This is a genomic window from Hymenobacter terrenus (assembly GCF_000972495.1).
GTDB lineage: Bacteria > Bacteroidota > Bacteroidia > Cytophagales > Hymenobacteraceae > Hymenobacter > Hymenobacter terrenus.
On record NZ_LATM01000014.1, the window covers coordinates 54,996 to 66,423 of the forward strand.

The 11,428-nt window shown below is 59.8% G+C and carries 7 protein-coding genes; 4 read left to right on the forward strand and 3 right to left on the reverse strand.

Annotated features, from left to right (window positions below; translation table 11 throughout):
- Positions 1-73: 73 nt before the first annotated feature.
- A complete protein-coding gene (locus WX88_RS16610) occupies positions 74-3,082 on the forward strand; it encodes a glycosyltransferase family 117 protein (protein WP_046245522.1) in 3,009 nt (1,002 codons plus the stop codon).
- 440 nt (positions 3,083-3,522) lie between these two features.
- Here the strand turns inward: WX88_RS16610 and WX88_RS16615 are convergent, their stop codons facing one another.
- The gene (locus tag WX88_RS16615; protein ID WP_046245523.1) at positions 3,523-4,020 is read right to left on the reverse strand and encodes a hypothetical protein; all 498 of its coding nucleotides are present in this window, start codon (positions 4,018-4,020) and stop codon (positions 3,523-3,525) included.
- Positions 4,021-4,327: 307 nt separating this feature from the next.
- On the opposite strand from WX88_RS16615, the gene WX88_RS27825 reads away from it, so the two are divergent.
- Together WX88_RS27825 and rlmB are read left to right on the forward strand one after the other, a co-directional pair.
- Positions 4,328-5,632 (forward strand): GWxTD domain-containing protein, encoded by a 1,305-nt coding sequence (locus tag WX88_RS27825; RefSeq protein WP_052732774.1) that lies wholly within the window; start codon positions 4,328-4,330, stop codon positions 5,630-5,632.
- Positions 5,569-6,621 carry a 23S rRNA (guanosine(2251)-2'-O)-methyltransferase RlmB gene (rlmB, locus tag WX88_RS16625; protein WP_082116096.1) on the forward strand — a complete coding sequence of 351 codons (1,053 nt, stop codon included), beginning with the start codon at positions 5,569-5,571 and terminating at the stop codon, positions 6,619-6,621. Before WX88_RS27825 ends, rlmB begins: the two co-directional genes overlap by 64 nt.
- Before the next feature lie 40 nt (positions 6,622-6,661).
- Here rlmB and WX88_RS16630 read toward each other — a convergent pair whose 3' ends face one another.
- Together WX88_RS16630 and WX88_RS16635 are read right to left on the reverse strand one after the other, a co-directional pair.
- A complete protein-coding gene (locus WX88_RS16630) occupies positions 6,662-7,744 on the reverse strand; it encodes a mannose-1-phosphate guanylyltransferase (RefSeq protein ID WP_046245525.1) in 1,083 nt (360 codons plus the stop codon).
- A 122-nt stretch (positions 7,745-7,866) separates the two neighbouring features.
- Positions 7,867-8,886, reverse strand: a complete 1,020-nt coding sequence (locus WX88_RS16635; RefSeq protein WP_046245526.1) for a KpsF/GutQ family sugar-phosphate isomerase — start codon at positions 8,884-8,886, stop codon at positions 7,867-7,869.
- 314 nt (positions 8,887-9,200) lie between these two features.
- On the opposite strand from WX88_RS16635, the gene recQ reads away from it, so the two are divergent.
- Positions 9,201-11,405 carry a DNA helicase RecQ gene (recQ, locus tag WX88_RS16640; RefSeq protein ID WP_046245527.1) on the forward strand — a complete coding sequence of 735 codons (2,205 nt, stop codon included), beginning with the start codon at positions 9,201-9,203 and terminating at the stop codon, positions 11,403-11,405.
- Positions 11,406-11,428: the final 23 nt, after the last annotated feature.

The window sequence follows — 11,428 nt, forward strand, 5'->3', positions numbered from 1 at the left end:
GCTTTCCTAACTTTCGTTTTCCGACCCTCTGCCCGCCGCGCTGGCCATTGGGGCCTGCGCTCTTTTCGATTCTATGCGTTCCTTCAAAAGCCTGAATAACCTCGTCGGCTGGCTCGTGTTTGCCATTGCCGCCGCCACTTACCTGCTCACCCTGGAGCCCACCGCTTCGTTTTGGGACTGTGGCGAATTCATTGCCTGCTCGTTTAAGCTGCTGGTGCCCCACCCGCCCGGCGCGCCTACTTTCCTGCTGCTGGGTCGCTTGTTTTCGCTGTTCTCCTTCGGCGACTTGGCGAAGGTGCCGGTGCTGATTAATGCCTTGTCGGGCCTGAGCAGCGCCTTCACGGTGTTGTTCCTGTTCTGGATTATTACCCGCATGGCCCGCAAGCTGGTGCTGCGGGGTGAAACCAGCAGCGCCCGGCCCGCCGAAACCATCGAGCCCACCGGAGCCCAAACCCTGCTTATCCTGAGTGCTGGTGCGGTTGGCGCGCTGGCCTTTGCGTTTTCCGATTCGTTCTGGTTCAATGCCGTGGAGGGCGAGGTGTACGCCATGTCGGCGCTGTGCACGGCGGCCGTGGTGTGGATAATGCTGAAGTGGGAAGCCCACGCCGACGAGCCCGATTCCGACCGCTGGCTCATCCTCATTGCCTACGTTATCGGCCTCAGCATCGGCGTTCACTTGCTGAACCTGTTGACGCTGCCCGCCCTGGGCTTCATCTACTACTACCGCCGCACCGCCAACCCGTCTGTGAAGGGGGGCATTTTGGTGATGGTGGTGAGCATGGTTATCGTGGGCTCCATTCTGGTGGGTATCATTCCGGGGCTGCCCACGCTGGCCGGTTCTTTTGAAGTATTCTTCGTCAATGCCATTGGGCTGCCGTTCAATTCCGGCCTGGTTATCTTCTTGGCGCTCTTTATTGGCTTGATTTATCTGGGCTTCCGGCTGTCCTTCAAGTACCGCAGCCAGCTGCTGAACACCGCTATGCTGAGCTTTGTGTTTATCCTGATTGGGTATTCCAGCTACCTCATCGTCCCGATTCGCAGCTCCTTCAAGCCGACCATCAACGAAAACGACCCCGAAGATGTGTTGAGCTTCGTGAGCTACCTGAAGCGCGAGCAGTACGGCTCGCGGCCCCTGCTCTACGGCCCGCAGTTCAACGCCCAGCCTGACCACTACGAGGAAGGTTCCCCGCGCTACACCCGCGACTTGAAAACGGGCACTTACAAGGAAATTCTGCCTCGCCAGCAGGAGCCCGGCTACGCCGACGAGGACAAGATGCTGCTGCCCCGCATCTATAGCTACGAGCCCGACCAGATTGCCAACTACAAGAAGTGGGTGGACATTCAGGACGGCGTGAAGCCCACCATGGGCCAGAACCTGGGCTTTCTGTTCCGCTACCAGATGGGCCACATGTTCTGGCGCTACTTCATGTGGAACTACGTGGGGCGCGAGTCCGACATTCAGCAGGCGGGCGTGGTGACGCCGCTGAGCCCGAGCGTCAAAAACCTGCCGCCCCGCGTGGGCGAGAGCCCGGCGCACAACAATTTCCTGGCCCTACCGCTCATCCTGGGGCTGATTGGCTTGTTTTTCCAGAGCCGCCGCGACAGCAAGGATGCCTGGGTAACCGGCTTGCTCTTCCTGATGACCGGCCTGGCCATCGTGCTATACCTCAACCAGCCGCCGCGGGAGCCCCGCGAGCGTGACTACACCTTCACTGGGGCCACGTTTGCCTTTGCCATCTGGATAGGGCTGGGCGTACTGGGCCTGGCGGAGCTATTCGGCAAGGTGGTGAAGGCTGATGGCCTGCGCGCCGGCCTGGCCCTGGTGGTGGGCCTGCTGATTCCGGGCATCATGGTCGCCCAGGGCTGGGACGACCACGACCGCTCCGACCGCTACAACTCGGTGGATTCGGCCAAGAACCTGCTCAATAGCTGCGCCCCGAACGCCATTCTCTTCACCAACGGCGACAACGACACCTTCCCACTCTGGTACGCCCAGGAGGTGGAAGGCATCCGGACCGACGTGCGCGTGGCCGTGCTCAGCTACCTGAATACGGACTGGTACATTGCCCAGATGAAGCGCCGCGCCTACAAGTCGCAGCCCTTCCCCATCAGCATGGGGCCCGAGGCCTATGCCCAGGGCACCAACGACATGCTGCCGTTCGCGGCCAACCCGGCGGTGCAGAGCGTGAACCTCAAGGAGTTTATCGACCTCGTGAAAAGCAACAACCCGCTGCTGCAAGTGCAGTACCAGGAGGGCGGCCCGAGCATGATGTCGTTCCCGACGCCCAACTTCTACCTGCCCATCGACACGGCGGCCGTGAAGAAGCTGGGCATCATCCCCAAAGACCGCGAAAAGCAGCTCGTATCCCGCATGGAATGGAGCATGGGCAAGCGCGCCATCGAGAAGAAAAACCTGGTGATTCTCGACATGATTGCCACCAATAACTGGGAGCGGCCCATCTACTTCAGCAGCACCGTGGCACCGAGCGACTACATGAACCTACAGCCCTACTTCCAGCTCGAAGGCATGGCCTACCGCCTGCTCCCGCTGAAGGACCCGAACTACGACCCCCGCAGCGGCGATGATGGCTACGTGCAGAAGGACCTCACCTACCAGCGCCTGCTGAAGGATTTCAGCTACCGCGGCCTGCAAAACCCGAACATTTTCTACGACGAGAACAATCTGCGCTTCCCGGCTAACTACCGCGATAAGTTCGCCCGCCTCTCGCAGGCCTACCTCTCCGATGGCAACGTGGCCAAGGCCAAGGAAGTGGCCAACAAATGCCTCGACCTGATGCCCGACAAAGCCGTTCCATATGACTACTACTCACCCCAGCTGGTGCCCGCCCTGGTAGCCGGCGGCGAGAAAAAGAAGGCCGACGAAATCCTGGACACCATGGCCCGCCGCTGCGAGCAAATGCTGGCGTACTACGCCACCCGCCCCGATGGCAGCCTCTTCGAAGATGACCAGCGCGGCTACCTGGTTAGTCTGCAAAGCGTGTACCGCGCCGCCGAGCTGAGTGGCGATTCCGTGCGCAGCCAGAAGGCGCTGGGGCTCATGAACCAGTACTACCCGCGGTAAACCAGCGGTAGTAATTATGCAACAAGGCTGGCCCGTGTACTACGGGCCAGCCTTTTTTGTGCCATGAGCCTGGCAAGGGGCAACCTTGTATTTGCATTGGCGGCGCGGTGGCGTACGGCCAAGCCAAGCTGCTACCACCAAGGGAAGAGCCCCATTCTACTTCCAAACCGACCGCGCCCGGCTATGCAGCAACCGGGGCCGGTCGAGAGCCGGGCCGGCGCGGCTTTTAGCCAGGAGGGCCCGCCCCGAAGCGAGCAGCGGCCAGCTAAAAGCCGCGCTGGCGCGGTTTGTAGCCGGCCCCGGCCGCTGCATAGCCGGGCGCGGCCGGTTCGCAGGTGAGCCGGGTTGGGTAAAAGCCGCGCCGGGTCGGCTTTGAAGGGGAGGGGGGTACTTCCGAAGTACCCCCCTCCCCTTCAAAGCCGACCCGGCGTGGTGCAAAGCTAGGCGTTGGTAACGGGCGGCACCGTGACGGTAATGGTGCCCTGGTTCACGAAACGCTGCCGCAAGGTTTGGTACAGGGTATCAGCGCCGGGCAGGCCGGCTTTGCTGGCGGCTTCGGCGAGGCGGTATATCATCAGGGCGGTAACGTAGGCTTCGCTCCCGGCCAGGATTTGGGTATCGAGCAGCCGCTCGCCCAGCTGGGCCAGCCGGGCCACGAGGGGGCCGAGCTGGAAGTAGAGGGTGGTGTCCTTTTCCAGCTCCTCCAGCTTCACGTAGCCCGGAAACAAGTCAGGGTTTTGCTGGGCGCCAACGAGGGCATCGTTCACGAAGGGCTGGCTGCCATCGTTCATCTTGGGCAGCGCCTGCCGCTCGGCGGTGGTGAGGCCCACGGTAAAGTCCAGCTCCTGCGTAAGCTCGGTGAGCAGTTGGTTGATTTTCGCCAGCTTCGCGGGGGTGAGCGTGGTCGACAGGCGGTTGTTGGTAGGGTTGGTAGCCATAAATGGGAAAGGGAGTTAAGTGAGGGCGAAATATAGGCGTAATTCAGTGGCTCGCCCCTTTTTTCCAGCCGATTTGGCTCCTGCTTTGCGTCTTTATTCTTAATGCCTTATTGCTCAATTCAACAGCAAATTAATATTCCTGAACGAATGAGGTCGGGCCAGCTGAGGCTGCACTAGTAACCGGCTCCAACTTATCCCACCCGGGTTGGTCGCGTAGGAAATCATACTTCCCACGAGCTTTACGTAAACGAAGCAGGCTGCCCGTTGCGTTAGCGAAAGGCACGGCTTCTAATGCCTCACCCAATAGATGAAACGCATAATCAACCTGAGCGGATTAGGTGGCTTACTGGTACTGGCTGTTAGCAGCTTCGCCCGCAAAGAACCGTTCCGCGCCCCCCTGGCCCCGCGCCCCGACTACGCCGGCCTCTATCGCGACGGCCCGCACCTAAACGTGGATACCCGCCGTGAGGGCGACAGCCTACGCCTCTACCTGCGCCTACCCGCTCCCGCCCGCCTGGGCCCCGGCCACGCCCTGCGCCTGGTGGTGTGGCCCAGCTACGAAGCCAAGCAGCCGCTGTGGCAGGACAGCGTGCCGCGCCGCCAGCAGCACCCGCGCCCCGGGCCCGACGGCACCCGCCTCACTTTTTGCGTAGCCGCGGCCCGCCTCCCGGCTGGCGCCGTGCTGGAGCTGAACACCAACCCCGTCAATACCAAGGAAGACTACCAAGAACCCACCACCACGGCCTGGCTGCGCCTGACCGAAGCGCACCTGACCCGGCCGTTTGTGCTCACCGATTCGGCCGGGCTGCCCTTGTTGCGCCGCTACGTGCAGGCCGGCGAAACCTTTGGGGTGGATAGCTACGGCCTCTACCAACCGGTGCGCTGGAAGCGCTACGCGGTGAACCCCATCGCCGCCCTGCCGCCCATGACCAACCCGGCCGCCATGCCCGCCGGCCCACGGGTGCTGCCTGTGCTCGACTCGGCCACCACCCGGCCCGGCGAGCCCCTGCGTTTTGCCGAGTCCGGCCTGTACGCCCTGCGCGTGGGTGGCAGCAGCGGCAGCGCGGCCCGCCCGCTGGCCGTGATGGTGACGGATAATAAATACCCCGCCCTCACCACGGCCGCCGAGCTGATTGAGCCGCTGCGCTACCTCACCACCAGCCAGGAGCGCAAGCGCCTCACCGACGCGCCCGACCCCAAACGGGCCGTAGATAAGTTCTGGCTCGACATTGCGAAGGGCAACCAAACGCTGGGCAAAGACCTGATTCGGCGCTACTACGGGCGAGTAACGGCGGCCAACCGGCTCTTCGCCGCCCACAAAGCCGGCTGGCTGACCGACAGGGGCTTGCTATACGTGGTGCTGGGCCCTCCGCCGAGCGTGCGGCGCCTCTTCAACGGCGAGGAACGGTGGTTTTATTCCGAGGGTGGGCTGAACGGCGGGCCCATTACCTACACCTTCCGCCCCCGGCCGAGTACCTTTGCACCTGATTACTACGAATTGGTGCGCCGGCCCGAGTACGAATTGCTCTGGTATGCCGCCGTTGAAACATGGAGAACCCCACCGACCGCCCTGACCGGCCCGAACGTCCCAACCGACCTGCGCGGCCGGTAGCTGGCCGCCGCTTCTACGACAGCGCCAACCGGCCCGTCACCCCCAAACAGTTCCGCCCCGACCGCGGCGGCAGCGAGTTTGACGACCGCCCCGCCCGCCCCCGTGGCCGCGGCGGCAGCGACAACCGCGACGAAGCCGCCGGCAGCCGTTCCGACCGTGTCGAGAGCCGCCCGCCCTACCGCGAGCGCAGCGAAGGCGCCGAGCGCGGCAACAGCCGGCCGCGCTACGACAACCGCCCGGCTCAGGCGCCAAGCATCGACATGCTGTTTGGCCTGCGCCCCATCCTGGAAGCGCTGAGTGCCGGCCGCACGCTGGAAAAAATCTTCCTGCTACGCGGCACCAAAAACAGCCTCGTAACGGACATCTCGACGGCCGCCCGCGAGGCTGGCATTCAGGTGCAAATGGTGCCCGTGGAGAAGCTCGACAACCTGACCCGCAAAAACCACCAAGGCGCCGTGGCTTTCGTGTCGCCCATCGACTACGCCCCGCTCGACAACATTGTGTCTGGGCTGTTTGAGGAGGGCAAAGTACCCTTTCTGCTGCTGCTCGACCGCATTACGGACGTGCGCAACTTCGGGGCCATTGCCCGCACGGCCGAGTGCTTGGGGGTGCAGGCCATCGTAGTTCCCAGCCGCGGCGCCGCCCAAATCAACGGCGACGCCCTGAAAACTTCGGCCGGTGCCCTCAACATCCTGCCTGTGTGCCGCGAAGTGAGCCTGCACGAAACCATCCGTTTCCTCAAGCAGTCGGGCATCACGGTAGTAGCCTGTACCGAAAAAGCCGAAGAAGCCGTAGGCTCTGCCCAGGTGGATTTCAGCGGCCCCGTGGCCGTGCTCATGGGTTCGGAAGAAGACGGCATCTCGCCCGACCTGCTGAACCTGGCCGACGTGAAGCTGAAAGTGCCCATGACCGGCCAGATTCAGTCGCTCAACGTAGGCGTGGCCGCCGGCATCATGCTCTTTGAGGTGGCCCGGCAGCGGGTGCAGTAGAACGACACTCCCCTCCTCAGCCGAGGAGGGGAGTGTCGTTCTAGTTATATCCAACGCCTTTCTTGGCCTTCACGTCGGCTACAAATTCCTTTACGCGCTGCTCCTCGCTGCGCTTGCAAATCAGCAGCACGTTGTCGTACTCGGCTACAATGTAATCTTCCAGGCCTTGTACTACCACCAAGCGCTCGGAGGGAGTTTTGATGACGCAACCGGTGGTATCGTAGAGCAGCACGTCGCCGTTTACCATGTTGCCGTTTTCGTCGTGCTTCCCGATGCGGTGCAGCGAGTCCCAGGTGCCCACGTCGCTCCAGCCAAAATCAGCAGGCAAGACGTACACGTTATCAGCCTTCTCCATCACACCGTAGTCGATACTGATGTTACGGCAGCGGGAGTAAGCTTCGCTGATAAAAGCAGTTTCATCGGGCGTACCCAAGGCTCCGATGCCTTCGTCGAACACTTCAGCGATGTCGCCCAGGTACTGATGGAAGGCGGAAATGATAACATCGGCGCGCCATATGAACAGGCCGGAATTCCAGAGGAAGTCGCCGCTCTCCATAAACATCCGGGCCAACTCCAGATTCGGCTTCTCGGTGAAGGTCTTCACCTTGTGCAGCTGGCCGCCGGGCAGCGAGTGCTCGTCCATGTATTGGATGTAGCCGTAGCCGGTATCGGGGCGCGAGGGCTGAATACCCAGGGTAATAAGCACATCGCTGGCGCGGGCGGCTTCTACGGCCAGCCTCATTAGGCGCCGGAACTCCTCTTCGCGGAGGACGGCGTGGTCAGCTGGCGTTACGATAATAGTGGCCTGCGGGTCGCGCTGGGCAATGCGGTAGCTGGCGTAGGCAATGCAGGGAGCCGTGTTGCGGCCGATGGGCTCACCCAGAATTTGGTCGGCCGGCAGGTCGGGAAGGTGCTCCTGGACCAGGGCCGCGTAATCACGGTTGGTAACCACGAACACGTTTTCGGGCGGGCAAAGGCCAGCAAATCGGTCCACGGTAAGCTGCAGCATGGAACGGCCTAAGCCCAGAACGTCATGAAACTGCTTGGGATGGTTGGTGCGGCTGAAGGGCCAAAAGCGGCTGCCAATACCGCCAGCCATTACGACGAGATAGGTGGAGTTCATGAAGCAAAGGTACCGTAACTCCAACTTCTAATTGGAGCCTCCGGGATGGTTGTGGCAGAAAGGTTCTGCTTGCGCGGACGATTCTCTAACTAAAGTATTGAAATTACTCAGGGCCTCGGACATTATACCAGGCCCTCGCGCAGCAAGTCATGTAAATGAATGAAACCGGCAAAATGCCCGTCCTCGGTCACTACCAGCTGGGTGATATTGCGTTGCTGCATCCGGACCAATGCTTCGGCCGCGAAATCCTCCACGTCAATGGTAGCGGGGCGGGGCGTTAGGATGTCACGCGCTTTTAGTTTTTCCAGGTCGGAGAAGCTCCCCAGCATGCGCCGCAAATCGCCGTCGGTGATGATGCCAGCGAGTTGGCCGGCAGCATCGAGTACGGCGGTGGCCCCGAGGCGCTTGCCGGATATTTCCAACAATACCTCTTTTAAAGGGGCGTCTTCGACTACTTGCGGACGCTGGTTCTGGCGGCTCAGGTCGCCCACTTTCAGGTAGAGGCGCTTGCCGAGGGTGCCGCCGGGGTGCAGGCGGGCAAAATCGGCGGCGGTGAACTGGCGGCTTTCGAGTAGGCACACGGCCAGGGCATCGCCCAGAGCGAGGGCGGCCGTAGTGCTGGTGGTGGGCGCTAAGTTATTGGGGCACGCCTCCTTGCGCACGGGGGCATGGAGAATGAAATTAGCCTGCTGCCCTAGGTACGAATCGGCGTTGCTGACCAGCGCGGCTAGGGGCACGCCCTTGCGGCGCAGCAGCGGCACCAGCACCTTGATTTCGGGCGTGTCGCCGCTTTTACTGATGGCCACCACGAAGTCCTCGGGCTGAATCATGCCCAGGTCGCCGTGAATAGCATCGGCGGCATGCATGAATAGGGCTGGCGTGCCGGTGCTATTGAGCGTGGCCACGATTTTGCCCGCAATATGGGCGCTTTTGCCAATGCCCGTAACCACCACGCGGCCCTTCAACCGTAGAATAGCCTGCACGCAACTCACAAAATCGGGCGTAGCGGAGAGGGCCGCGGCCACATCGTGCAGGGCGGCTGCTTCTTCATAGAGTACTTGGCGGGCAATAGCCAATACATCAATGGCCACCGGAGCGACACCAGCGGCAGATAAATCGGCGGATTGAGCGGAAACGGACATGAGCGGAGCGGAAAACGGCGATGCAAAATTGGGGGAAAGAAGCTAAACCGTCGGTAGAAGCAGTACCGCACGCTAATCGAATAAAAAAGCAAGCAGAGTAGGCTAGCTGATGAGCTTCAAAATCAGTTTTATAATAAAAAAACTTCCCTTAACTGAGGTTTATTTTTTCGAAATCCAATAGCTGAGATTTTATCTGATAAAATTGTTCCCTACAACTCATAAAAAACACCATTTTCATGTTAAAAAACTATGCCCGTGCTTATCTTCGTTAAGAACCTCGCTTCTGCACTCATCCTACACTGAGTTTTCGCCTTATGTTACCAGTTGCCCTTCAGGAATCTCCGGCCCCCGTTGCCGATTTGAAACACACACTTAAGAAAGTATTTGGCTACGGTCAGTTCCGGGGCACCCAAGAAGCTGTCATTCAGAATGTACTAGCGGGGCACAACACCTTTGTCATCATGCCCACGGGGGCTGGCAAGAGCCTGTGCTACCAATTACCAGCGCTGGTAGTACCGGGTACGGCTATCGTTATTTCGCCCCTTATCGCCCTGATGAAAAACCAGGTTGACCAGTTGGGTGCCTTTGGGGTTAATGCCCAGGTTTATAATTCGACGCTGACTAAAACCGAAATGAACCGGGTAAAAAAAGACGTCATGAATGGCGACGTCCGGCTGCTGTATGTGGCTCCCGAAAGCCTGACCAAAGACGACACCATTGAGTTTTTGCTGAAGTCGACCATCAGCTTCGTCGCCATTGATGAGGCCCATTGTATTTCGGAATGGGGCCACGACTTCCGGCCCGAGTACCGCAAGATTCGTGGCATCATCGACAACCTGGGCGGCAACGTACCCATTATTGCCCTCACGGCCACGGCCACGCCCAAAGTGCAGCTGGACATCCAGAAAAACCTGCAGATGGATGACGCATCGGTGTTCAAAACGAGCTTCAACCGTACCAATCTGTACTATGAAGTACGAGCCAAGCACAACACCAAAAAGCAGCTGATTCAGTACGTGAAGCAGCACAAAGGCAAAGCGGGCATCATCTACTGCCTGAGCCGCAAAAAAGTGGAAGAAATTGCGGAGCTGCTGCGCGTAAACGACGTGCGCGCCCGCCCCTACCACGCCGGCCTCGATCAACAAGTGCGCATCGACAACCAGGATGCGTTTCTTAATGAAGAATGTGACGTCATCGTGGCTACCATTGCGTTCGGTATGGGCATCGACAAACCCGACGTCCGCTTCGTGGTACACTACGATGCCCCCAAGAGTATTGAAGGCTACTACCAGGAAACCGGCCGGGGCGGCCGCGACGGCCTGGAAGGTAACTGCCTGATGTTCTACAGCTACGACGATATTCTAAAGCTGGAAAAATTCAGCAAGGACAAGCCGGTAACCGAGCGTGACAATGCCCATCAGTTGCTGTCGGAAATGACCAACTACGCCGAAAGCGCGGTGTGCCGGCGGCGGCAGCTGCTGCACTATTTCGGCGAAACGCTGGATACGGATTGCGGCTTCTGCGACAACTGCAAGCATCCGAAAGAACGGTTTGAGGGCGAGGAGGCCGTGGGGATGGCTCTGCGCGCCGTGGTGCAAACGGAGGCTCGCTTCAACCTGACGCACATTGGGCAGGTGCTGCTGGGGCTGAGTAACCCCCACATTGAGAGCTACGACCACAACGCGCTGCCAGTGTACGGCCAAGGCAAGGAGCTGGGCGATGCGCAATTCTGGCATTCGGTGCTGCGCCAATGCCTGCTCAATGGCTTTCTGGAGAAGGACATTGATAGCCTGGGGCTGGTGCGCATTACCGATAAAGGCATCGATTTTATTGAAAACCCACGGTCCATCACGCTCACTAAGGACCATAACTTCGACGCTGAGCAGAAGGCCGACGAGGAAAAGGAAGAAGTGCAGCAAGCTGCTGGCCACGACGAAGCCCTGTTCAGCCAGCTCAAGGAACTGCGCAAGCAGGTAGCCAAGCAGAAAAACCTACCGCCTTACGTGCTCTTTCAGGACCCGAGCTTGAAGGAAATGGCCACCACCTACCCCACTTCACTGCACGACCTCACGCACGTATCGGGCGTGGGCCAGGGCAAGGCCCAGAAGTTTGGCGCGCCATTCGTGGCCGCCATTAAGAAGTACGTGGAAGATAACGACATCGAGACTGCCGAAGACGTGGTGGTGAAGTCAGCGGTAAACCGCTCGAAAATCAAGATTTATATCATTCAGCAAATCGACAAAAAGATGATGCTGGAGGATATCGCCTCGTCCAAAGGCATCGGCATGACCGAGCTGATGGAGGAAATCGAGCATATTTGCTACTCGGGCACCCGGCTCAACATCGACTATTATCTCAATGAGATGGTGGAAGAAGAGCGTCAGGAAGAGATTTACGACTACTTCATGTCAGCCAGCACAGACAATATTGCGGTGGCCATGCGGGAGCTAGGTGATGAGTTTACCGAGGAAGAATTACGACTGGTGCGGATTAAATTCATCAGTGAGGTAGCCAACTAGTTTCGAGTGCCCGGGAGCTGTTG

Coding starts and splice junctions, on each gene's coding strand:
- WX88_RS16615 (WP_046245523.1), bottom strand. CDS start 4,020: ATGGCTACCAACCCTACCAACAACCGCCTGTCGACCACGCTCACCCCC.
- WX88_RS16635 (WP_046245526.1), bottom strand. CDS start 8,886: ATGTCCGTTTCCGCTCAATCCGCCGATTTATCTGCCGCTGGTGTCGCT.
- recQ (WP_046245527.1), top strand. CDS start 9,201: ATGTTACCAGTTGCCCTTCAGGAATCTCCGGCCCCCGTTGCCGATTTG.
- WX88_RS16630 (WP_046245525.1), bottom strand. CDS start 7,744: ATGAACTCCACCTATCTCGTCGTAATGGCTGGCGGTATTGGCAGCCGC.
- WX88_RS16610 (WP_046245522.1), top strand. CDS start 74: ATGCGTTCCTTCAAAAGCCTGAATAACCTCGTCGGCTGGCTCGTGTTT.
- WX88_RS27825 (WP_052732774.1), top strand. CDS start 4,328: ATGAAACGCATAATCAACCTGAGCGGATTAGGTGGCTTACTGGTACTG.
- rlmB (WP_082116096.1), top strand. CDS start 5,569: ATGGAGAACCCCACCGACCGCCCTGACCGGCCCGAACGTCCCAACCGA.